The sequence below is a fragment of the Enterobacter cloacae complex sp. CDL013 genome, assembly GCF_049238805.1.
GTDB lineage: Bacteria > Pseudomonadota > Gammaproteobacteria > Enterobacterales > Enterobacteriaceae > Enterobacter > Enterobacter hormaechei_C.
The window spans coordinates 1-24,272 of record NZ_JBMKGT010000012.1 but is presented as its reverse complement, the minus strand read 5'-3'; the positions used below and the strand labels follow the sequence as shown (position 1 = coordinate 24,272).

Below are 24,272 nucleotides of genomic sequence, written 5' to 3'. Positions count from 1 at the left end.
TTAGATAAAATCAACGGTGATGATAGCCAGAACAACTATTTGGAATATTTATGAACCTGAAGGGAAAACGCAGAAAGCTGTTTCTGCTGCTGGCGGTAGTGGTGTTAGCGGGCGGATTCTGGTTATGGAAGGTACTGAACGCGCCGGTACCACAGTATCAAACGCTGATTGTTCGTCCGGGCGAGCTGCAACAAAACGTGCTGGCGACGGGGAAACTGGATGCCCTGCGTAAGGTTGACGTGGGCGCGCAGGTCAGCGGTCAGCTTAAAACCCTGTCAGTTGAGATTGGCGATAAGGTTAAAAAAGGCCAGCTGCTGGGCGTGATCGATCCTGAGCAGGCGCAAAACCAGATCCGCGAAGTGGAAGCGACGCTGATGGAGCTGCGCGCGCAGCGCGCGCAGGCTCAGGCCGAGCGTAATCTCGCTCAGGTCACCCTGACGCGCCAGCAGGCGTTGGCGAAAACGCAGGCCATCTCGAAACAGGATCTGGACACAGCCGCCACGGAACTGGCGGTGAAGCAGGCGCAGATTGGCACCATCGATGCGCAAATCAAACGGAATCAGGCCTCGCTGGATACGGCGAAAACCAACCTCGATTACACGCAAATCGTTGCGCCAATGGCCGGGGAAGTGACGCAGATAACCACCCTGCAAGGCCAGACGGTCATCGCCGCGCAGCAGGCGCCAAACATCCTGACCCTGGCGGATATGAGCACCATGCTGGTGAAAGCCCAGGTATCCGAAGCGGACGTCATTCACCTTAAGCCGGGGCAGAAAGCCTGGTTTACGGTGCTGGGCGATCCGCAAACCCGCTATGAAGGGGTGCTGAAAGATATCCTGCCGACGCCGGAGAAAGTTAACGACGCCATCTTCTACTATGCGCGTTTTGAGGTGCCAAACCCGCAGGGCGTGCTGCGTCTGGACATGACCGCCCAGGTGCATATCCAGCTGACCGGCGTGAAAAACGTGCTGACGGTTCCGCTCTCCGCGCTGGGCGAATCCGCCGGGGACAATCGCTACAAGGTGAAAGTGCTGCGCAACGGCGAAACCCGCGAGCGGGAAGTAGTGATTGGCGCGCGTAACGACACCGACGTGGTGGTGGTAAAAGGGCTGGAAGAGGGTGAAGAAGTGGTCACCAGCGAAACCCTGCCCGGAGCCGCGCAATGACGGCGCTGCTTGAGCTGAATGACATTCGTCGCAGCTATCCGTCCGGCGACGGGCCGGTGGAGGTGCTGAAGGGCATCTCCCTGCGCGTTGAAGCCGGTGAAATGGTGGCGATTGTCGGGGCGTCGGGCTCGGGTAAATCAACGCTGATGAACATTCTTGGCTGTCTGGATAAGCCCAGCAGCGGCACCTATCGCGTGGCCGGGACGGATGTTTCCACCCTGGACGGCGACGCGCTGGCGAAGCTGCGTCGCGAGCATTTTGGCTTTATCTTTCAGCGTTACCATCTGCTTTCACACCTGAGCGCGGCGCAGAATGTGGAAGTGCCGGCGGTGTATGCGGGCGTCGAGCGCAAAAAACGCCTTGAACGCGCGAAGGCGCTGTTAACGCGTCTTGGGCTGGCGGAGCGTGTTGATTATCAGCCTTCGCAGCTTTCCGGCGGTCAGCAGCAGCGCGTGAGTATTGCCCGCGCGCTGATGAACGGCGGACAGGTGATCCTCGCCGATGAGCCAACCGGTGCGCTCGACAGCCATTCCGGTGAAGAGGTGATGGCGATCCTGCATCAGCTTCGCGATCAGGGGCATACGGTGATTATCGTCACCCACGATCCACAGGTCGCGGCGCAGGCGGAACGCATCATCGAGATCCACGACGGCGAGCTGGTCAGCAACCCGCCGCCGCGTCAGTCCAGAGCGGCGGCGGCGAAAGAAGCTTTGCCTGCGTCCACCGGCTGGGGCCAGTTTTCCAGCGGTTTCCGCGAGGCGCTGAACATGGCCTGGCTGGCGATGGCGGCCAACAAAATGCGCACTCTGCTGACCATGCTCGGCATCATTATCGGTATTGCCTCGGTGGTGTCGATTGTGGTGGTGGGCGATGCGGCGAAACAGCTGGTGCTGGCGGATATTCGGGCCATCGGGACTAACACCATCGACGTTTACCCCGGCAAAGATTTTGGCGACGACGAGCCGCAGTATCAGCAGGCGCTGAAATACGACGATCTGGCGGCTATTCAGAAGCAGCCGTGGGTGAACTCCGCCACGCCTGCCGTGTCGCAAAACCTGCGTCTGCGCTACGGCAACATCGACGTGGCGGCCAGTGCTAACGGCGTCAGCGGAGATTACTTCAACGTCTACGGCATGACCTTTAGCGAAGGGGCGACCTTCAACGCGGAGCAGCTGGCGGGCAGGGCGCAGGTGGTGGTGCTGGACGCGAACTCGCGCAGACAGCTTTTCCCCAATAAAACCCGTGTAGTGGGGGAAGTGATCCTGGTGGGTAACATGCCCGCCACGGTGATTGGTGTGGCGGAAGAGAAACAGTCCATGTTTGGCAGCAGCAAGATCCTGCGCGTCTGGCTGCCATACAGCACCATTTCCGGGCGCATTATGGGGCAGTCCTGGCTTAACTCCATTACCGTGCGAGTGAAGGAGGGCTACGACAGCGCGCTGGCGGAACAGCAGCTCGAGCGGCTGTTAACCCTGCGCCACGGGAAAAAGGATTTCTTCACCTGGAACATGGACGGCCTCTTGAAAACGGCGGAAAAGACCACACGTACTCTTCAGCTGTTCCTGACGCTGGTGGCGGTGATTTCGCTGGTCGTCGGCGGGATTGGGGTGATGAACATTATGCTGGTGTCGGTGACCGAACGTACGCGGGAGATAGGCATCCGCATGGCGGTCGGGGCCAGAGCCAGCGACGTGCTCCAGCAGTTTTTGATTGAAGCGGTGCTGGTGTGTCTGGTGGGAGGCGCGATGGGGATTGCGCTTTCGATGATGATCGCCTTCGCGCTCCAGCTCTTCTTACCGGGCTGGGAAATTGGCTTCTCGCCGATGGCGATCCTGACGGCGTTTTTATGTTCCACCTTCACCGGTATTCTTTTCGGCTGGCTGCCGGCGAGAAACGCGGCGCGGCTCGATCCGGTAGATGCGCTGGCGCGGGAATAGCCCGAAAATAAAAATGCCAGCCGATCGGGCTGGCATTTTGCCTGCGGGGTGTACACAATGAATCAGAGAGCTATGCAACCGTTTCTGCTTCAACGGGCACGATAAGACTGGCGTGATTGCCTTTTGGCCCCTGGTGTACATCGAACCGGACGGACTGCCCGGCTTTGAGCGTCCTGTAACCATCCATCTGAATGGTGGAATAGTGAGCGAAGATATCCTCGCCGCCGCCTTCGGGGCAAATGAAGCCAAACCCCTTGGCGTTGTTGAACCACTTAACAGTACCCATTTCCATGCTTCGACATCCTTCGTAAATCTTATAAATTAAGATGGAATGAACCGGTGGTGGAGTGGGGGCTGTTCAAAACCTCGCCAACTCACGCTTGTACAATTTAGAGAAACGGAAGAAGCCGTCAAGCGTTTGGCGCTGGAGTTGGGACAATAATCAACCAAAATTTGAGGCAGTTAACGCTATTGCAACAGTTTGTGACAGACATCGCGGATGACAGTAATAGATGATTGTTATCTAACATCTGAGGTAGATTCAAAGTGGTTATGCATAATGGGTAAGACCAACGATTGGCTGGATTTCGACCAGCTGGCGGAAGATAAAGTGCGCGACGCGCTAAAACCGCCATCTATGTATAAAGTTATGTTAATGAACGATGATTACACGCCGATGGAATTTGTTATTGACGTGCTACAAAAGTTCTTTTCTTATGATGTTGAACGTGCAACGCAACTGATGCTTACCGTTCATTATCGTGGCAAAGCGATCTGCGGCATCTTCACTGCCGAAGTCGCGGAAACCAAAGTAGCGATGGTGAACGACTATGCGAGGGAGAACGAGCATCCGTTGCTGTGTACGCTGGAAAAGGCCTGATAAGGCATAAAATTGGGGGAGGTGCCTATGCTCAATCAAGAACTGGAACTCAGTTTAAACATGGCTTTCGCCAGAGCGCGTGAGCACCGACATGAGTTTATGACCGTCGAGCACCTGCTGCTCGCACTGCTTAGCAACCCATCTGCCCGCGAAGCGCTGGAAGCCTGCTCCGTGGATCTGGTGGCGCTACGTCAGGAACTCGAAGCCTTCATCGAACAAACCACACCGGTGCTGCCAGCCAGTGAAGAAGAGCGCGACACGCAGCCGACGCTCAGCTTCCAGCGCGTGTTGCAGCGCGCGGTTTTCCACGTCCAGTCTTCCGGACGTAGCGAAGTGACTGGCGCCAATGTCTTAGTCGCCATCTTCAGCGAACAGGAGTCCCAGGCGGCCTACCTGCTGCGCAAACACGAAGTCAGCCGGCTCGACGTGGTTAACTTCATCTCTCACGGAACGCGAAAAGACGAGCCTAACCAGGCGTCGGATCCCAGCGGGCAGATTAACAACAGTGAAGAGCAAGCAGGCGGGGAGGATCGTATGGAAAACTTCACCACCAACCTTAACCAGCTTGCACGCGTTGGCGGTATCGACCCGCTGATTGGTCGCGACAAAGAGCTGGAGCGTGCCATCCAGGTGCTGTGCCGTCGACGCAAGAACAACCCGCTGCTGGTGGGGGAATCTGGCGTGGGTAAAACCGCGATTGCCGAGGGCCTTGCCTGGCGCATTGTGCAGGGCGACGTGCCGGAAGTGATTGCCGACTGCACCATCTACTCGCTCGACATCGGCTCGCTGCTGGCGGGCACCAAATACCGTGGTGATTTTGAAAAACGCTTCAAAGCGCTGTTAAAACAGCTGGAGCAGGATACCAACAGCATCCTGTTTATCGATGAGATCCACACCATTATCGGCGCAGGTGCGGCCTCCGGTGGCCAGGTGGATGCGGCTAACCTGATTAAACCGCTGCTCTCCAGCGGCAAGATCCGCGTGATGGGCTCCACGACGTACCAGGAGTTCAGCAACATCTTTGAGAAGGATCGTGCGCTGGCGCGTCGTTTCCAGAAAATCGACGTTACCGAGCCGTCGGTTGACGAAACGGTGCAGATCATCAACGGCCTGAAAACCAAGTACGAAGCACACCACGACGTGCGTTACACCGCGAAAGCGGTCCGTGCGGCGGTGGAGCTGGCGGTGAAATACATCAACGATCGTCATCTGCCGGATAAAGCGATCGACGTGATTGATGAGGCAGGTGCGCGTGCACGCCTGATGCCAGCCAGCAAGCGTAAGAAAACCGTGAACGTGGCGGATATCGAGTCCGTGGTGGCCCGCATCGCGCGTATTCCTGAGAAGAGCGTTTCTCAGAGCGACCGTGATACCCTGCGCACCCTCGGCAATCGCCTGAAAATGCTGGTCTTTGGTCAGGATAAAGCCATTGAGGCCTTAACCGAAGCGATCAAGATGGCCCGTGCTGGCCTGGGGCATGACCACAAGCCGGTTGGTTCCTTCCTGTTCGCCGGTCCGACCGGCGTGGGGAAAACCGAGGTGACGGTTCAGCTCTCCAAAGCGCTGGGCATTGAGCTGCTGCGCTTTGATATGTCCGAGTATATGGAGCGTCATACTGTCAGCCGTTTGATTGGTGCGCCTCCGGGATACGTGGGCTTTGACCAGGGCGGCCTGCTCACTGACGCGGTGATCAAGCATCCGCACGCGGTCCTGCTGCTCGATGAAATCGAGAAAGCGCACCCGGACGTGTTCAACATCCTGTTGCAGGTGATGGACAACGGGACGCTGACCGATAACAACGGGCGCAAGGCCGATTTCCGCAACGTGGTGTTGGTGATGACCACCAACGCGGGCGTGCGGGAAACCGAGCGTAAATCCATCGGCCTGATCCACCAGGATAACAGCACCGATGCGATGGAAGAGATCAAGAAGATCTTCACGCCGGAGTTCCGTAACCGTCTGGACAACATTATCTGGTTCGATCACCTGTCTACCGAGGTGATCCATCAGGTGGTGGACAAGTTCATCGTCGAGTTGCAGGTTCAGCTGGATCAGAAAGGCGTGTCGCTGGAAGTGAGCCAGGAGGCCCGCAACTGGCTGGCTGAGAAAGGCTACGACCGTGCGATGGGTGCCCGTCCGATGGCGCGCGTGATTCAGGACAACCTGAAGAAGCCGCTGGCGAACGAGCTGCTGTTTGGCTCGCTGGTGGACGGCGGCCAGGTCACGGTAGGGCTGGATCAGGCGAAGAACGAACTGACGTACGATTTCCAGAGTGCGGCGAAGCACAAGCCGGAAGCGGCTCACTGAGTGAATTGAACGTTAATGTTAAAAACCGGGCGAATGCCCGGTTTTTTTATGCCTGCTTTTCCCCCTCTCCCTGTGGGAGAGGGTTGGGGTGAGGGCAACAGACCGCAGAGGAATTTTGCGAAGCGCTTTCCAGTTTCGTACTACGTTGGTTGCTGGATAAATCCACAGTAATAAAATGGCGGCGCACCTGCAAAATCAGGTGCCGGGATTGGCGTCCTGAAAGTGTGTGAGCAGCAGTATGCTGCAGGCTTCGTTCGCCCTAAGGAAAAGGGTATAATTCTGCATCTGGCGGGCGAATCGGAAGCTTCTTTTGAAGCGCCAGTAGCACACACACTGGTACGCCAATTCCTTTTCGTCCGCCGCCAGCAAATTGGCGTTTCCTGCGGTGGTAAATTCAAAGTGTGTGAAGGAATTACCCAATGAATACAGAAAACAATTTCGCCCATTTCTACACTGAACTCTCACTCAACCCCGATCTCCCAACCCTTGCCGAGCGCTGCAAACTGCTCACCGAAATCCTCCTCGACTGCAAATCACTTCCGCAAACGCAGCCCGTTTGCCGTTGCCTCGGAGCCTACCTGGAAGAGGTGAAATCCGGCCTCACAGAGTCAATGCGTGATTTTCAGGTGGTTGAATTTGAGGACGACGCGGAGCAACCGCGACAAAAAGAGTGGTTGCTGGAAGATACCGAAACGAAATGCGACTACTGCCGGGCGTTAAACCATGTGCTGCTGGTATCGCATGTTGACCGCGATATGCTGCCGCACCTGACGGGACTGCTGCATGACATTACCCACGCGATAGCTGAAGATTTAATCGTACCTATGAACCCGAGCATGACTATACATCTGCCGACACAGCCACACTAAGACCATAAATAAAAAAGGCCGGGAATATCCCGACCTTTTAAATATTCATCTGCCATTACAGGCGAAAACAATTAGCGACTACGGAAGACAATGCGGCCTTTGCTCAGGTCGTACGGGGTCAGTTCAACAGTCACTTTGTCGCCCGTCAAAATGCGGATATAGTTTTTGCGCATTTTACCGGAGATGTGCGCAGTTACCACGTGACCGTTTTCCAGTTCTACGCGAAACATGGTATTAGGCAACGTATCAAGTACGGTACCCTGCATTTCAATATTGTCTTCTTTGGCCATCTAATCCTCTGGGGTATCACTACCAAGTTTTGAACCGGCAAGATAATGCCGAAATTCCTCAATTAAGTAAAGAATTGCGCGTTTAAAACGCAGCAAAACAGTCTCAGCGTATTGCCCAAGCGTCACGGTACAACCGAACGGAAAGCGCATTCGTAAAGGGGAGACGACAGGATAAACGTCAGGACGTTATCTGAAGCGAGGGTCCCAAACGGCGGCGGGGCAACAGGCAGAAGCTACTCTGCGGCATAATTATAACACCCTCATAAAAAATATGCGGAAAACATTTAGGCATTGGGCATAAAGAGCGCTCTGGGAACCCAAAAATCGCGTGGAAGGGTCTCTTTTCGGCATTGTTCAAGATGTTCGATATAGTGTCGGCGGGAGATTTCAACGGCGCCGAGCGAGGCGGTGTGCTCATTCAGCACCTGACAATCCATCAGCCGTCCGCCACGTCGGGCAAATTCCTCGCTAAACACCAGCAGCGCGGTTTTTGACGCATTCGTGGCACGGGAGAACATCGACTCACCGCAGAACAGCGAGCCCTGCGCCACGCCGTACATTCCGCCGACGAGGTTATCCTCTTTCCATACTTCAATAGAGTGCGCGTAGCCCAGCTCATGAAGCTGGTGGTAGGCGATAATTATATCGCGGGTTATCCAGGTGCCTTCATGACGATCTTCAGCGCAGCCTTCGATAACCTGGCCGAAGGCGTGATTGAGCGTGACGCGAAAGGGTGATTTTGCATGAAACCGCTTCATGCTGCGGCTCAGGTGAAACTGCCCAGGCCACAGCACGGCTCGCGGATCGGGAGACCACCATAAGATCGGGTCGCCAGGCGAAAACCACGGGAAGATGCCGCGCTGGTAAGCCATTAAGAGCCGTGCCGGGCTGAGATCACCGCCCAGAGCCAGCAAGCCGTTAGGTTCACGCAGCGCCCCCTCCGGTGAAGGGAACGCAATATTATGGCGAGAAAGCTGCACCAGGCGCATGACAACAGAACTCCAGTACGCGAGAGAGGACGCTACAAATATAGTCTACAGGCGCTGTTTAAACTGGTAGTAGCGACCCTGTTTTGCCAGCAGCTCTGCGTGACTACCTTGCTCAATTATGTGTCCGTTGTCCATCACAATTATCTGATCGAAATTCACCAGCCCGCGCAGACGGTGCGTGACCATCAGTACGGTTTTACCTTTCATCACATTCGCCAGTAAATCAAGGATTTGACTCTCAGTCGTGGCATCCAGTCCTTCTGTCGGTTCATCCAGCAACATCAGCGGCGCATCGTGCAGCAGCGCACGCGCAATGGCCAGACGACGCAGTTCGCCGCCGGAAAGCTGTCGACCCCCTTCACCCAGCCAGCTGTTCAAGCCATCGTCTTCAAGCAGCTTGTGCAGCCCAACCTGCTCCAGCATTGCCCGCAGCGTATCGTCGGAGGCGTCTGGTGCCGCCAGAAGAAGATTATCGCGCAGCGTAGCGCTGAACAGATGCACCCGCTGGGGCACGACGCTGACCGTTTTACGCAAGGCCGCTTCGCTAAAACCAGACAGCGGAACGTCGTTAAACCGAATCTCGCCCTGCTGTGGGTCCCACGCGCGCGTGAGAAGTTGCAGAAGTGTCGATTTTCCACATCCCGTACGGCCAAGGATCGCAATGCGCTGCCCGGCATCAACAGAAAGGGTGATGTCTTCCAGCGCGTTTTGCGCCGGCTTGTCGTAGGCGAAAGTGACATTGCTGAGCGTCAGCGCGACCTGCTCCGGCACAGCGGTTTGACCCGCGCTGAACTTCACTTCCGGCTCCTGCTCGGCAATATCCGTAATGCGCAGCGCAGAGGCAATCACCTGGCCGAGATGCTGAAAGGCGCCCGTAACCGGGGCTAAGGCTTCAAAGGCTGCCAGGGCACAGAAAACAAACAGCGCAATTAGCGGGCCAGGCTGCGCGTTATCGCCCACGCCACCGGAGGCCATCCAGAGCATGGCGATTACGGCAATCCCACCAATTAACATCATCAGCGCCTGGGAGAAAGCGGTCAGTTCAGACTGGCGACGCTGGGCTTCATGCCAGTTCAGCTCCGTATTTTCCATGCGGGCGCGGTAGCGCTTGCTGGCGCCAAAAAGGGTGAGCTCGGCCTGTCCCTGCAACCAGGCGGTGAGCTGCTGGCGGTATTCCCCGCGCAGGCGCGTCAGGTTTTCCCCGGTGGTTTTACCTGCACGATAAAACAGGGGTGGCAGAATAATCAGCGTCATCAGCATGATGCCGCCGAGCGTCAGTGCGATGGGAACATCCAGGAAACTCAACCCCAGCGTGACCACGACAATCACCACAAACGCGCCCACCATGGGTGAAATGACGCGCAGATAGAGGTGATCCAGCGTATCCACATCTGCGACCACGCGGTTGAGTAATTCGCCCTGTCGAAAACGTGCCAGCCCGGCAGGGGAGAGGGGTAGCAGTTTGCTGAACGTATAAATACGCAGGTGTTGCAGCACGCGGAAGGTCGCGTCGTGGCTGACCAGACGCTCGAAGTAGCGCCCGGCAGTTCGCGTAATCGCCGTACCGCGCACCCCGGCGGCAGGCAGCATGTAGTTAAAGCTGTATAGCCCGGCAAAGCCTGCGGCCGCAGACGCGGAGAGGAACCAGCCGGAAAGCGTAAGCAGACCGATGCTGGCCAGCAGAGTGACGATCGCCAGCACGATCCCGAGCGTCAGCATCCATTTGTGGCGTTTATACAGTGCAAGATACGGAAGCAGGGCGCGCATCAGATATCCTCCTGACGGTTCGCCAGCAGGGTCGCAAACGGCCCCTGCGCGGCAACAAGCGCGGCGTAATCGCCTTGCTCAACAATGTGTCCGTTTTCCATCACCCAGATCTGATCCCAGTCGGCAATACCTTCCAGCTGGTGAGTCACCATCAGGGTGGTTTGCTGGCGTGAGGCTGCGTTAAGCGCATCCATCACGCGCTGCTCGCTGTGAGCGTCCAGGCTGGCGGCGGGTTCGTCCAGCAGCATTAGCGAAGAGGGGTTCAGCAGCGCACGGGCAACCGCGACGCGCTGTGCCTGGCCTACTGACAGCCCGGCAGATTGATCGCCAATGACGGTATCGATACCCTGCGCAAGCAGCGGCAGAAACTCGCTGACCCAGGCGCGGTCGAGGACCGATTGCAGCTCATCGTCACGCGCATCCGGGCGTGCCAGCAGCACATTCTCGCGAAGCGTCGGAGCTGGCAGCTGCGGGTTTTGCCCCACCCAGCTTAGCTGTTTACGCCAGGCATCAGGATCGAGCTCGCGCAGCTCCGTTTTGTTGATACGCAGCGATCCGGTGTACGCCATAAAACCTGAAAGCGCATTCAACAATGAGCTTTTACCTGAGCCGCTGGTACCCACCAGCACCACACGTTGCCCGGCAGACAGGGTAAAGTTCAGCGGACCGGCCAGTACTTTGCCTTCAGGCGACAGAACAGAAAAATCCTGTGCTTCAATGGTCACCGGATCGTTCGTATTCAGCGTTACCTCACCACGCTCCGGATGCGCCAGCGGCGTTTCCATGAAGGTTTTCAGGCTGTCGGCAGCACCCACCGCCTGCGCTTTGGCATGGTAAAAGGTGCCGAGATCGCGAAGCGGCTGGAAAAATTCCGGGGCCAGGATCAGCGCCAGGAACCCGGCGGAAAGCGTAACCGCCGTACCGTAGTGACCAAAGTCCAGCGCGCCGAGGTAGGAGAAACCAAAGTAAACCGCCACCAGCGCAATCGACAGGGAGGTGAAAAATTCAAGTACGCCAGAAGAGAGAAAGGCCATGCGCAACACTTCCATGGTGCGCTGACGAAAATCCTGCGACGCCAGGCGAATGTTTTCGGTTTCCGCTTCACCACGACCAAAGATCCGCAGGGTTTCCATACCGCGCAGACGGTCCAGGAAATGACCGCTCAACCGACCCAGCGCCAGGAAGTTGCGGCGGTTAGCATCAGCCGCGCCCATGCCGACCATCGCCATAAACAGCGGGATAAGCGGGGCGGTGCCCAGCAGGATCAACGCCGCCACCCAGTTAACAGGGAAGATGGCGATAACAATCATCAGAGGCACAAACACCGCCAGCGCCATCTGCGGAAGATAACGCGCGTAGTAATCGTGCATATCGTCGATTTGCTCAAGGATCAGCGTCGCCCAGCTACCGGCCGGCTTGCCCTGGATCCACGCAGGCCCGGCTTCTGAAAGCCGATCGAGCACCTTGCGGCGGATCTCATAGCGGATGTGCTGCCCGGCATGGAACCCAACCCGCTCGCGCAGCCAGACCACCCACGCACGCAGAACGAAAACCAGCACCAGAACGATAAACGGCAACAGCAGCGCTTCGCGCGGGATGTTCTCCATGATCATATGGTTGAGAATGCGGGCCAGCAGCCATGCCTGGGCAACAATCAACAGACCGCTGATAAATCCCAGAACGCGGGAAATCATAAGCCAGCGGCGGGACAGAACGCTTTGCTGTTTCAGCCAGCGGGTTAACTCTTGTTGACGGGTTTTTTCCATTGCGTACTTTGCAGGTGACGTTATAAGAAATTAGACATCTGCATGTTACACGTGAGCAAAAATAAAGGCGACCAGTGGCCGCCTTTATTTACGTTTGTTACTGACTTGTAAAGATTATTTACCTTGTTCAGCCAGCCCGTCCAGATAGCGTTCTGCGTCCAGCGCGGCCATACAGCCGGTGCCCGCAGAGGTGATCGCCTGACGATAAATATGGTCCATCACGTCACCAGCTGCGAAGACACCCGGAACGCTGGTCTGGGTGGCGTTGCCGTGAATGCCAGACTGCACTTTAATGTAGCCGTTCTCCAGCTCCAGCTGACCTTCAAAGATAGCCGTGTTCGGGCTGTGACCGATTGCCACAAACAGGCCTGCCACTTCCAGCGTTTCGACGTTATCGGTGTTCTGGGTATCACGGATACGCAGTCCCGCCACGCCCATCTGATCGCCAGTTACTTCTTCCAGCGTACGGTTGGTATGCAGCACAATGTTACCGCTCGCCACTTTGTCCATCAGGCGTTTGATCAGGATCTTCTCCGCGCGGAAGGTGTCGCGACGGTGGATCAGGTGTACTTCTGAGGCAATATTTGCCAGATACAGCGCTTCTTCCACAGCGGTGTTGCCGCCGCCGATCACCGCAACTTTCTGGTTGCGATAGAAGAAACCGTCGCAGGTCGCGCAGGCTGACACGCCGCGGCCTTTGAACGCTTCTTCAGACGGCAGACCGAGATAGCGGGCAGAGGCGCCGGTGGCGATGATCAGCGCATCGCAGGTGTATTCGCCGCTGTCACCCGTCAGGCGGAACGGACGGTTCTGCAAATCCACTTTATTGATGTGGTCGAACAGGATTTCGGTTTCGAATTTGGCGGCATGCTCGTGCATGCGCTCCATCAGCAGCGGCCCGGTCAGGTCGTTAGGGTCGCCCGGCCAGTTTTCCACTTCCGTGGTGGTGGTCAACTGACCGCCTTTTTCCATCCCGGTGATCAGTACCGGTTGCAGGTTAGCGCGTGCAGCATAGACCGCTGCGGTATAACCCGCAGGTCCAGATCCAAGGATTAGCAGCTTACTGTGTTTGGTCGTGCCCATGAGATCCCCATTGTTGTTGGCAGGCAATGGGCTGGATTGTAGGGAATTTGTTGCCGTAAAAAAAGAGCACGGCAGTTTTGCTTCCGATATATGCAATAGACGCGCCCTATGGGTCAGAGGCGGTCACATCACGTCTGCTACTGAAAACAGCGCGTTTATAAGGCAATAAAATGAGGATTAATACCCCTCCGTAATGAATATCCGGCATCTTGTACTAAAAATCGATGTTTTGCTTTGACAATCCCCTGCGCTTTTGCGAAAACATTCAAGGAAGAAAAAAAGACGCACGAACTGCATGCCGCATAGACATGCACGGAAATGCCATTTTTACCGGGTCAGTGAAATCTACGCATGGTGTGGACAGACGCCATACGTGATGTCTGTGACTGCTTTCGGGCAACGGTCTTCTTACCGCAGAACCCGAATCCACATCGCGTCTAATACATAACCAGGCGATGTGATGAATAACGGGTACAGGCTCTGAACAGTGATGTGCACAGGGTCCAGGCAGGAGTAGGGAAGGAATACAGAGAGACAATAATAATGGTAGATAGCAAGAAGCGCCCTGGCAAAGATCTCGACCGTATCGATCGTAACATTCTTAATGAATTGCAAAAGGATGGGCGTATTTCCAACGTCGAGCTTTCAAAACGTGTGGGACTTTCCCCGACGCCGTGCCTTGAGCGTGTGCGTCGACTGGAAAGACAGGGTTTTATTCAGGGCTATACGGCTCTGCTGAACCCGCATTATCTGGATGCCTCACTTCTGGTATTTGTTGAGATTACTCTGAATCGTGGTGCACCAGATGTGTTTGAGCAATTTAACGCCGCTGTACAAAAACTTGAAGAAATTCAAGAGTGTCATCTGGTTTCCGGTGATTTTGACTACCTGTTAAAAACCCGTGTGCCTGATATGTCCGCCTACCGTAAGCTGCTGGGGGAAACCCTGCTGCGTCTGCCAGGCGTGAACGACACCCGTACTTATGTGGTGATGGAAGAGGTCAAACAGAGCAATCGTCTGGTTATTAAGACGCGCTAACACGGAACAGGTGCAAAATCAGTGTAGTTTGATTACACTCCTGTTAATCCATACAGCAACAGTGCCGGGGAGTCCCGGCGCTGTTGTCCGTTTTAGCACACAGGCAGGACATGCCTGATACCTGGAGAGCCTTTCTTGAGCCAGGAATACACTGAAGACAAAGAAGTCACATTATCTAAGCTAAGCAGCGGACGTCGTCTCCTTGAGGCGTTACTGATTGTTATTGCCCTTTTTGCCGTCTGGCTGATGGCTGCCTTACTCAGTTTCAACCCCTCAGATCCCAGCTGGTCGCAAACCGCATGGCATGAGCCTATCCATAATTTGGGTGGCGTTCCCGGCGCCTGGCTTGCGGACACGCTCTTCTTCATTTTCGGTGTGATGGCCTATACCCTTCCCGTCATCATTATTGGCGGATGCTGGTTTGCCTGGCGTCATCGACAGAACGACGACTACATCGATTATTTTGCCGTTTCGCTGCGCCTGATTGGCGCCCTGGCGCTGATCCTCACCTCCTGCGGACTGGCGGCGATCAATGCCGATGACATCTGGTATTTCGCCTCCGGCGGTGTGATTGGCAGCCTGTTGAGCTCCGCGCTGCAACCGATGCTTCACAGCAGCGGCGGCACGCTGGCGCTGCTCTGCATCTGGGCGGCGGGCCTGACGCTGTTTACCGGCTGGTCCTGGGTGAGCATTGCCGAAAAAATCGGCAGCTTTATTCTGACTCTGCTGACGTTTGCCAGCAATCGTACCCGTCGTGATGATACGTGGGTCGATGAAGACGAATATGAAGATGAATACGAAGAGGAAGACGAGGCACCTGTGCAGCGTCGTGAATCCCGCCGTGCCCGTATTCTGCGCGGTGCTCTGGCACGCCGCCAGCGCGTTGCTGAAAAATTCGCTAACCCGTTAGGCCGTAAAACGGATGCCGCGCTTTTCTCCGGCAAACGTATGGATGAAGACGAGCAGATTGAGTATCGCGGTGCGGCCGTCGATCCTGATGATGTGTTGTTCTCTGGTCATCGAGCTACGCCGGGTGAGTATGACGAATACGATCCGCTGTTGCATGGTCATTCCGTGACTGAACCGGTAGCCGCTGCTGCCGCCGCAACGACGGCTGCGCAGGCCCATGTTGCGCCTGTTGAAGCCGTGATGCCGTCCTCGCCTGTTCCGGCACCGGAGTCCGCGATCCAGCAACCGCAGGTGGACTGGCAGGCTGCGCCAGGCGTCCATACGCCTGAACCGACCATTGCGCCGGAGCCTGAAAGCTATATTCCTGTGCAGCAGGAACAGTGTCAGCAATCGTATCAGCCGTCTGAGCCTGCCAGCGAGCCGCAACAGCCGTATCAGGCTTATACGCCCGAACCCGCTGTGCCTGAACAGCCATATGTTGCGCCGGTGTCTGAACCCGAAGTGGTGGAGGAAGCGAAGCCATCACGTCCGCCATTGTACTATTTTGAAGAAGTGGAAGAGCGCCGTGCCCGTGAGCGCGAGCAGCTTGCCGCCTGGTATCAGCCCGTGCCCGAGCCGGTACAGGAGCCTGTTGCAAAAGCGCCTCCTGTAAGCGTTCCACCTGTAGATCCTACGCCAGCCGTTGCGTCGGGTGCTGAAGCCGTGAAGCAGGCAACGGCAGCCGCTGCCGCGTCCGCTCCGCTATTCAGCCCGGCAACCGACAGCGCCCCGCGCCCTCAGGTTAAAGAGGGCATTGGTCCACAGCTGCCGCGCCCTAACCGCGTGCGCGTGCCGACTCGCCGGGAGCTGGCCTCTTATGGCATTAAACTGCCTTCCCAGCGTATGGCGGAAGAGAAAGCGCGTGGTTCTGACTACGAAGATGATGCCGACGAACTGCATCAGGACGAGCTGGCGCGTCAGTTTGCCGCCCAGCAGAATCAGCGCTACGGCGACGAGTATCAGCACGACGTGCCTTCACACCAGGAGGATGATGATGCGGCTGAAGCGGAGCTGGCGCGCCAGTTTGCCGCTACGCAGCAGCAGCGTTATTCCGGTGAGCAGCCTTCGGGGGCAAACCCGTTCTCGCTGTCGGATTTCGAATTCTCACCAATGAAAGATCTGGTGGATGATGGCCCAAGCGAACCGCTGTTCACGCCGAGCGTGATGCCAGAAGCGGAACCGGTGCGTCAGTCGCCTCCGCCACAGGTTTACGCGCAGCCGCAACAACCGGCGCCACAGGCGTATGCTCAGCCGCAGACGCCTGCCCAACCGCCGCAGCCGCAGTTCCAGCAGCCAGCACCACAGCCGCAGGAAAGCCTGATTCACCCGCTGCTGATGCGTAACGGAGACAGCCGTCCGCTGCAACGACCAAGTACGCCGCTGCCGTCGCTGGATCTGTTAACGCCGCCGCCAGCGGAAGTCGAGCCGGTGGATACCTTTGCCCTTGAACAGATGGCCCGTCTGGTGGAAGCGCGTCTGGCTGACTTCCGTATTAAAGCGGACGTGGTGAACTACTCACCTGGCCCGGTGATCACCCGTTTCGAACTGAATCTGGCGCCAGGCGTAAAAGCGGCACGTATTTCTAACCTGTCCCGTGACCTGGCGCGTTCTCTGTCGACCGTGGCGGTACGCGTGGTGGAGGTGATCCCAGGTAAGCCTTACGTTGGCCTTGAGCTGCCAAACAAGAAACGCCAGACCGTTTATCTGCGTGAAGTTCTGGATAACACCAAATTCCGCGACAACCCGTCCCCGCTGACCGTGGTGCTGGGTAAAGATATCGCCGGCGATCCGGTGGTTGCCGATCTCGCGAAGATGCCGCATCTGCTGGTTGCGGGTACCACCGGCTCCGGTAAATCAGTCGGGGTGAACGCCATGATCCTCAGTATGCTCTACAAAGCGCAGCCTGAAGATGTGCGTTTCATCATGATCGACCCGAAAATGCTTGAACTGTCCGTCTACGAAGGCATTCCGCACCTGTTAACGGAAGTGGTGACCGACATGAAGGACGCCGCCAACGCATTGCGCTGGAGCGTCAATGAAATGGAGCGTCGCTACAAGCTGATGTCGGCGCTGGGCGTGCGTAACCTGGCCGGTTATAACGAGAAAATCGCCGAGGCGGCGCGTATGGGCCGTCCGATTCCGGACCCATACTGGAAGCCGGGTGACAGCATGGATGCCCAGCATCCGGTGCTGGAAAAACTGCCTTACATCGTGGTGCTGGTGGATGAATTTGCCGACCTGATGATGACCGTTGGTAAGAAAGTGGAAGAGCTGATTGCGCGTCTGGCACAGAAAGCGCGTGCGGCGGGCATCCACCTGGTACTGGCAACGCAGCGTCCGTCCGTAGACGTTATCACCGGTCTTATTAAGGCAAACATCCCGACCCGTATCGCGTTTACCGTGTCGAGTAAAATTGACTCGCGTACTATCCTTGACCAGGGCGGTGCAGAGTCGCTGCTGGGAATGGGTGATATGCTCTATTCCGGCCCGAACTCCACCTCGCCGGTGCGTGTCCACGGTGCGTTTGTTCGCGACCAGGAAGTGCATGCGGTGGTACAGGACTGGAAAGCGCGCGGGCGGCCGCAATACGTTGACGGCATCACCTCCGACAGTGAAAGCGAAGGTGGCGGCGGTGGTTTTGACGGCGGCGAAGAACTGGATCCGTTATTTGACCAGGCGGTTAATTTCGTCACCGAAAAACGTAAGGCGTCTATCTCCGGCGTCCAGCGCCAGTTCCGTATCGGCTACAACCGCGCGGCGCGTATTATCGAGCAGATGGAAGCCCAGGGTATTGTGAGCGAACAGGGGCATAACGGTAACCGAGAGGTGCTGGCACCACCGCCTTTTGATTAACCTTCAGCGATTGCAAAGAAGGGTAAATCAGCAAAAATTAAGCATATTCTTCTGTCGCCTGCCTTCGGGCAGGTCCAGAATAGAAACGGAACCCCCATATCGGGAAGACGTATTTTAAGGAATAACAATGAAAAAAATCGCCATCGCCTGTGCATTACTCTCCAGTTTTGTTGCCAGCAGCGTCTGGGCTGATGCAGCCAGCGACCTTAAAAGCCGACTGGATAAAGTGAGCAGCTTCCACGCCAGCTTCACGCAAAAAGTGACTGACGGCAGCGGCAACGCGGTGCAGGAAGGTCAGGGGGATTTGTGGGTGAAACGCCCGAATCTCTTCAACTGGCACATGACCCAGCCTGATGAAAGCGTGCTGGTGTCCGACGGGAAAACCTTGTGGTTCTACAACCCGTTTGTTGAGCAGGCAACCGCCACCTGGCTGAAAGACGCGACCAGCAATACGCCGTTTATGCTCATTGCCCGTAACCAGTCCAGCGACTGGCAGCAGTACAACATCAAACAAAACGGTGATGAGTTCGTCCTGACGCCAAAAGGCAGCAACGGTAATCTGAAGCAGTTCACGATTAACGTGAGCAGCAACGGTACCATCAATCAGTTCGGCGCGGTTGAGCAGGACGATCAGCGCAGTAGCTATCAGCTTAAGTCTCAGCAAAACGGCGCTGTAGATGCTTCGAAATTCACCTTTACCCCGCCGCAGGGCGTAACGGTGGACGACCAACGTAATAAGTAAGAGGCATGAGTGAGCAACCTGTCGCTCGATTTTTCAGATAATGCGTTTCAACCTCTGGCCGCCCGTATGCGGCCAGAAAATTTAGCGCAGTACATCGGCCAGCAACACCTGCTGGCTGCGGGGAAACCCTTGCCGCGCGCTATTGAGGCGGGGCATCTGCACTCCATGATCCTCTGGGGGCCACCCGGCACCGGCAAAACCACCCTCGCTGAAGTGATCGCCCGCTATGCTAACGCGGACGTTGAGCGCATCTCGGCGGTTACCTCCGGCGTGAAGGAGATCCGCGAGGCGATCGAGCGCGCACGGCAAAACCGTAATGCCGGGCGCCGCACCATTCTGTTTGTTGATGAAGTCCACCGTTTCAACAAGAGCCAGCAAGATGCGTTTCTGCCGCACATTGAAGACGGCACGATTTTCTTCATCGGCGCAACCACGGAAAACCCGTCGTTTGAACTCAACTCCGCGCTGCTTTCCCGCGCCCGCGTTTACCTGCTTAAATCCCTGACCACAGAGGATATCGAAAAGGTTCTGACCCAGGCGATGGAGGACAAAGCGCGGGGTTACGGCGGACAGGATATCGTTCTGCCGGACGAGACGCGTCGTGCGATCGCTGAACTGGTCAACGGCGATGCGCGTCGGGCACTGAATACGCTGGAAATGATGGCCGATATGGCCGAAGTGGACGATGCGGGCAAGCGCGTATTGAAGCCTGAACTGCTCACCGAAATTGCCGGTGAACGCAGTGCGCGCTTCGATAATAAAGGCGACCGTTTCTACGACCTTATCTCTGCGTTACATAAATCCGTGCGCGGCAGCGCGCCGGATGCGGCACTCTACTGGTATGCGCGTATCATTACCGCCGGTGGCGATCCGTTATATGTCGCGCGTCGCTGCCTGGCCATTGCGTCAGAAGATGTCGGTAATGCCGATCCACGCGCCATGCAGGTCGCTATTTCCGCCTGGGACTGCTTTACCCGCGTCGGACCCGCGGAAGGTGAGCGTGCCATTGCGCAGGCAATTGTCTATCTGGCCTGCGCGCCGAAAAGTAACGCGGTGTATACCGCCTTCAAAGCGGCGATGTCGGATGCACGTGAACGTCCGGATTACGACGTTCCGGTACACCTTCGCAATGCCCCTACAAAGTTGATGAAAGATATGGGTTACGGGCAGGAGTATCGCTACGCCCATGATGAACCCAATGCCTACGCCGCCGGGGAGGAGTATTTCCCACAGGAGATGGCACAAACCCGCTATTATCACCCTACAAACAGAGGTCTTGAGGGTAAGATTGGCGAAAAGCTCGCCTGGCTTGCCGGACAGGATCAAAATAGCCCTATAAAACGCTACCGTTAGTTCAATCGTTGCGGTAATGTTGGCAATATATCTCTGTGGCCGCAGGCTGTGGTCACTTTTTCCTTTTTTAATTCGATAAGCACAGGATAAGCATGCTCGATCCCAATCTGCTGCGTAATGAGCCAGACGCAGTCGCTGAAAAACTGGCACGCCGGGGCTTTAAGCTGGATGTAGATAAGCTGCGCGCTCTTGAAGAGCGTCGTAAAGTTTTGCAGGTACAAACTGAAAATCTGCAAGCAGAGCGTAATTCTCGATCGAAATCCATTGGCCAGGCGAAAGCGCGCGGGGAAGATATTGAGCCATTACGCCTGGAAGTGAACAAACTGGGTGAAGAGCTGGATCAGGCGAAAGCTGAACTGGACGTTCTTCAGGCTGAAATTCGCGATATTGCTCTGGCGATCCCGAACATTCCTGACGACAGCGTGCCTGTCGGCAAAGACGAAAACGACAACGTTGAAGTGAAACGCTGGGGTACGCCTCGCGAGTTTGACTTCGAAGTGCGCGATCACGTGACGCTGGGCGAAATGCACGCGGGCCTGGACTTTGCGGCAGCGGTTAAGCTGACCGGTTCTCGCTTCGTGGTAATGAAAGGGCAAATTGCTCACCTGCACCGCGCGCTGGCGCAGTTCATGCTGGATCTGCACACCGAGCAGCACGGCTACAGCGAAACCTACGTTCCGTATCTGGTTAACCACGATACGCTGTACGGTACAGGCCAGCTGCCGAAATTTGCCGGCGATCTGTTCCATACCCGTCCGCTGGACGAGGAAGCTGACAGCAGCAACTACGCGCTGATCCCAACTGCGGAAGTGCCGCTGACCAACCTCGTGCGTGATGAGATCATCGACGAAGACGATCTGCCAATCAAACTGACTGCGCACTCTCCATGTTTCCGTTCTGAAGCCGGTTCTTACGGTCGCGATACGCGCGGTCTGATCCGTATGCACCAGTTCGATAAAGTTGAGATGGTGCAGATCGTTCGTCCGGAAGAGTCTATGGACGCGCTGGAAGAGATGACCGGTCACGCAGAGAAAGTGCTGGAGCTGCTGGGGCTGCCTTACCGTCGTATGGCGCTGTGCACCGGCGACATGGGCTTCGGTGCCTGCAAAACCTTCGACCTTGAAGTCTGGGTGCCTGCGCAGAACACCTACCGTGAAATCTCCTCCTGCTCCAACGTCTGGGATTTCCAGGCGCGTCGTATGCAGGCGCGTTGCCGCAGCAAATCTGACAAGAAAACCCGTCTGGTTCATACCCTGAACGGTTCTGGTCTGGCAGTAGGCCGTACGCTGGTTGCTGTGCTGGAAAACTACCAGCAGGCTGACGGACGCATTGAGATCCCTGAAGTGCTGCGCCCTTACATGAAAGGCCAGCAGTTCATCGGCTAATTATTTGCTCTAAGACAAAAAAGCGCCTCAGGGCGCTTTTTTTATGACTCTGATTTGATACGAAGCAATAACCCCTCCCTCTAAAGTAGTAATACTCCTCCGAACGAAAGTCAGCATAAAACACCAATAACGTTGTAATTCGTTATAAATAAAACTACATAGCGGTTTGCGCCGCCTCTCTTTTCTTTGTGAGCAACCAAAGTGAGTCTTTATGAAAATCAAAGCGCCTGAAGCGTTAATGGCTGCCGAGGTCACTCGCCGTGGGTTGATGAAAACCACGGCAATAGGTGGTCTGGCGGTTGCCAGCAGCGCCTTTACGCTCCCCTTTACCCGACTGGCGTCGGCGGCGGAGGCTCTGTCTCCCGCTTCAGCCCCGGAAAAAGTGGTGTGGAGTGCCTGTACCGTTAACTGCGGTAGCCGCTGCCCACTGCGTATGCACGTGGTGGACGGTGAAATCAAATATGTCGAAACCGACAATACCGGCGATGATAACTACGAAGGGTTACATCAGGTTCGTGCCTGTCTGCGTGGTCGCTCAATGCGCCGTCGCGTATATAACCCGGATCGTCTGAAATACCCAATGAAGCGCGTCGGTAAGCGTGGGGAAGGGAAGTTCGAGCGCATTAGCTGGGACGAAGCCTACGATATTATCGCGACCAACATGCAGCGCCTGATCAAAGAGTACGGCAACGAATCTATCTACCTCAACTACGGCACCGGGACGCTGGGCGGTACCATGACCCGCTCCTGGCCGCCGGGTAAAACGCTGGTGGCGCGCCTGATGAACTGCTGCGGCGGCTATCTCAATCATTACGGCGACTACTCTTCCGCACAGATTGCCGCGGGCCTGAACTATACCTACGGCGGCTGGGCAGACGGCAACAGCCCGTCGGATATCGAGAACAGTAAACTGGTGGTGTTGTTCGGCAACAACCCGGGCGAAACGCGCATGAGCGGCGGCGGGGTAACCTATTACCTTGAGCAGGCGCGCGCCAAATCCAACTCACGAATGATCATCGTCGATCCGCGCTACACCGATACCGGCGCAGGGCGTGAAGACGAGTGGATCCCCATCCGCCCTGGTACCGACGCGGCGCTGGTCAATGCGCTGGCGTATGTGATGATTACTGAAAACCTCGTCGACCAGCCGTTCCTGGATAAATACTGCGTCGGTTACGACGAGAAGACGCTGCCAGCCAGCGCACCGGCTAACGGGCACTATAAAGCCTATATTCTTGGCCAGGGCAGCGACGGCGTGGCGAAAACCCCGGAGTGGGCATCCACTATCACCGGCATTCCTGTCGAACGTATTGTTCAGCTGGCACGTGAAATTGGTTCAACCAAACCGGCTTATATCAGCCAGGGCTGGGGACCTCAGCGCCACGCGAATGGCGAAATTGCCACCCGCGCTATTTCTATGCTCTCGATTCTGACTGGCAACGTCGGTATTCACGGCGGTAATAGCGGGGCGCGTGAAGGCTCGTATGAAGTACCGTTTGAACGTATGCCAACGCTGGATAACCCGGTTCAGACCAGCATCTCCATGTTTATGTGGACGGACGCGATCGAGCGCGGCCCGGAAATGACCGCGCTGCGCGACGGTGTTCGGGGCAAAGATAAGCTGGACGTGCCGATCAAAATGATCTGGAACTATGCCGGTAACTGCCTGATCAACCAGCACTCAGAGATCAACCGCACCCATGAAATTTTGCAGGACGACAAGAAGTGCGAAATGATTGTGGTGATCGACTGCCACATGACCTCATCGGCAAAGTATGCCGATATTCTGCTCCCAGACTGCACCGCGTCTGAGCAGATGGATTTCGCGCTGGATGCCTCCTGCGGCAACATGTCCTATGTGATCTTCACTGACCAGGCCATCAAACCGCGCTTCGAGTGCAAAACCATCTATGAGATGACTTCCGAGCTGGCGAAACGTCTTGGCGTTGAGCAGCAGTTCACTGAAGGACGTACTCAGGAAGGGTGGATGCGCCATCTGCACGAGCTCTCACGCAAAGCCATTCCTGACCTGCCGGACTTCGATACCTTCCGCAAGCAGGGCATGTACAAGCAGCGCGATCCGGAAGGGCATCACGTGGCGTATAAAGCCTTCCGCGACGATCCGCAGGCCAATCCGCTGACCACGCCGTCGGGCAAAATCGAGATCTACTCCGAAGAGCTGGCAAAAATTGCCGCAACGTGGGAATTGCCGGAAGGGGACGTTATCGATCCGCTGCCGATTTATACGCCAGGCTTCGAAAACTACAACGATCCGCTGACGGAGAAATTCCCGCTTCAGTTGACCGGTTTCCACTACAAAGCGCGTGTTCACTCCACCTACGGCAACGTTGACGTACTGAAAGCGGCCTGCCGACAGGAGATGTGGATCAACCCGATGGATGCGAAAGCGCGCGGCATTAGTAATGGCGATCGCGTACGTATCTTCAACGGACGTGGTGAAGTGCATATCGAAGCTAAAGTGACTCCGCGTATGATGCCTGGCGTTGTCGCGCTGGGGGAAGGGGCCTGGTATAACCCGGATGCGAACCGTATCGATCAGGCGGGCTGCATCAACGTTCTCACTACGCAGCGTCCATCGCCGCTGGCGAAGGGCAACCCATCCCACACAAACCTCGTTCAGGTTGAAAAGGCGTAAGGAGTAACCGATGACAACCCAGTATGGATTTTTTATTGATTCCAGCCGCTGCACCGGGTGCAAAACCTGCGAGCTGGCCTGCAAGGATTACAAAGACCTGACCCCGGAGGTCAGCTTCCGGCGTATTTATGAATACGCGGGCGGCGACTGGCAGGAGGATAACGGCGTCTGGCATCAGAATGTCTTCGCCTATTACCTGTCGATTGCCTGCAACCACTGCGAAGATCCGGCCTGCACCAAGGT

Annotated in this window: 17 protein-coding genes and 1 pseudogene; 12 read left to right on the top strand and 6 right to left on the bottom strand. The window is 56.3% G+C overall.

Features of this window, described 5'->3' with window-relative positions:
- The first annotated feature begins 50 nt into the window (after positions 1–50).
- Both macA and macB read left to right on the top strand, forming a co-directional pair.
- Positions 51–1,166 (top strand): macrolide transporter subunit MacA, encoded by a 1,116-nt coding sequence (gene macA / locus ACOTXD_RS20540; RefSeq protein ID WP_017384842.1) that lies wholly within the window; start codon positions 51–53, stop codon positions 1,164–1,166.
- Positions 1,163–3,103, top strand: a complete 1,941-nt coding sequence (gene macB, locus ACOTXD_RS20535) for a macrolide ABC transporter ATP-binding protein/permease MacB (protein WP_045350872.1) — start codon at positions 1,163–1,165, stop codon at positions 3,101–3,103. Before macA ends, macB begins: the two co-directional genes overlap by 4 nt.
- 70 nt (positions 3,104–3,173) lie before the next feature.
- Here macB and cspD read toward each other — a convergent pair whose 3' ends face one another.
- Positions 3,174–3,395 carry a cold shock-like protein CspD gene (gene cspD, locus ACOTXD_RS20530; protein ID WP_006809408.1) on the bottom strand — a complete coding sequence of 74 codons (222 nt, stop codon included), beginning with the start codon at positions 3,393–3,395 and terminating at the stop codon, positions 3,174–3,176.
- Positions 3,396–3,662: 267 nt separating this feature from the next.
- Between cspD and clpS the strand changes: the two genes are divergently transcribed.
- The 3 genes from clpS (at position 3,663) to ACOTXD_RS20515 (ending at position 7,159) form a co-directional block, all read left to right on the top strand.
- A complete protein-coding gene (clpS, locus tag ACOTXD_RS20525; RefSeq protein WP_006174393.1) occupies positions 3,663–3,983 on the top strand; it encodes an ATP-dependent Clp protease adapter ClpS in 321 nt (106 codons plus the stop codon).
- A 27-nt stretch (positions 3,984–4,010) separates the two neighbouring features.
- A complete protein-coding gene (gene clpA, locus ACOTXD_RS20520; RefSeq protein ID WP_022650716.1) occupies positions 4,011–6,290 on the top strand; it encodes an ATP-dependent Clp protease ATP-binding subunit ClpA in 2,280 nt (759 codons plus the stop codon).
- A gap of 419 nt (positions 6,291–6,709) precedes the next feature.
- Positions 6,710–7,159, top strand: a complete 450-nt coding sequence (locus ACOTXD_RS20515) for a hypothetical protein (RefSeq protein WP_045344273.1) — start codon at positions 6,710–6,712, stop codon at positions 7,157–7,159.
- A gap of 71 nt (positions 7,160–7,230) precedes the next feature.
- Here the strand turns inward: ACOTXD_RS20515 and infA are convergent, their stop codons facing one another.
- From infA to trxB, 5 genes are all read right to left on the bottom strand, one after another.
- The gene (infA, locus tag ACOTXD_RS20510) at positions 7,231–7,449 is read right to left on the bottom strand and encodes a translation initiation factor IF-1 (RefSeq protein WP_002211347.1); all 219 of its coding nucleotides are present in this window, start codon (positions 7,447–7,449) and stop codon (positions 7,231–7,233) included.
- A gap of 284 nt (positions 7,450–7,733) precedes the next feature.
- A complete protein-coding gene (gene aat / locus ACOTXD_RS20505) occupies positions 7,734–8,438 on the bottom strand; it encodes a leucyl/phenylalanyl-tRNA--protein transferase (protein WP_421766483.1) in 705 nt (234 codons plus the stop codon).
- Positions 8,439–8,483: 45 nt separating this feature from the next.
- Positions 8,484–10,205 (bottom strand): heme ABC transporter ATP-binding protein/permease CydC, encoded by a 1,722-nt coding sequence (cydC, locus tag ACOTXD_RS20500; protein ID WP_023315743.1) that lies wholly within the window; start codon positions 10,203–10,205, stop codon positions 8,484–8,486.
- On the bottom strand, positions 10,205–11,971 hold the full coding sequence (gene cydD, locus ACOTXD_RS20495; protein WP_023315744.1) for a heme ABC transporter permease/ATP-binding protein CydD: 1,767 nt from the start codon (positions 11,969–11,971) through the stop codon (positions 10,205–10,207). The genes cydC and cydD overlap by 1 nt, the downstream gene beginning before the upstream one ends.
- A gap of 114 nt (positions 11,972–12,085) precedes the next feature.
- The gene (gene trxB / locus ACOTXD_RS20490; RefSeq protein WP_003858303.1) at positions 12,086–13,054 is read right to left on the bottom strand and encodes a thioredoxin-disulfide reductase; all 969 of its coding nucleotides are present in this window, start codon (positions 13,052–13,054) and stop codon (positions 12,086–12,088) included.
- Positions 13,055–13,597: 543 nt separating this feature from the next.
- Here trxB and lrp point away from each other — a divergent pair.
- From lrp to dmsB, 7 genes and pseudogenes are all read left to right on the top strand, one after another.
- Positions 13,598–14,092, top strand: coding sequence for a leucine-responsive transcriptional regulator Lrp (lrp, locus tag ACOTXD_RS20485; RefSeq protein ID WP_000228469.1), 495 nt, complete (start codon positions 13,598–13,600; stop codon positions 14,090–14,092).
- A gap of 135 nt (positions 14,093–14,227) precedes the next feature.
- Positions 14,228–17,893, top strand: coding sequence for a DNA translocase FtsK 4TM domain-containing protein (locus ACOTXD_RS20480; RefSeq protein ID WP_023324403.1), 3,666 nt, complete (start codon positions 14,228–14,230; stop codon positions 17,891–17,893).
- Between the two features lie 127 nt (positions 17,894–18,020).
- Complete coding sequence (gene lolA / locus ACOTXD_RS20475) at positions 18,021–18,635, top strand: outer membrane lipoprotein chaperone LolA (protein WP_003858270.1); 615 nt, start codon at positions 18,021–18,023, stop codon at positions 18,633–18,635.
- Between the two features lie 9 nt (positions 18,636–18,644).
- Positions 18,645–19,988, top strand: coding sequence for a replication-associated recombination protein RarA (rarA, locus tag ACOTXD_RS20470; protein ID WP_048210437.1), 1,344 nt, complete (start codon positions 18,645–18,647; stop codon positions 19,986–19,988).
- A gap of 92 nt (positions 19,989–20,080) precedes the next feature.
- Positions 20,081–21,373, top strand: coding sequence for a serine--tRNA ligase (gene serS / locus ACOTXD_RS20465; protein WP_003858266.1), 1,293 nt, complete (start codon positions 20,081–20,083; stop codon positions 21,371–21,373).
- A gap of 211 nt (positions 21,374–21,584) precedes the next feature.
- The gene (dmsA, locus tag ACOTXD_RS20460; RefSeq protein ID WP_032608958.1) at positions 21,585–24,029 is read left to right on the top strand and encodes a dimethylsulfoxide reductase subunit A; all 2,445 of its coding nucleotides are present in this window, start codon (positions 21,585–21,587) and stop codon (positions 24,027–24,029) included.
- A 10-nt stretch (positions 24,030–24,039) separates the two neighbouring features.
- A pseudogene (gene dmsB, locus ACOTXD_RS20455) lies at positions 24,040–24,272 on the top strand (dimethylsulfoxide reductase iron-sulfur subunit DmsB); the annotation flags it as partial.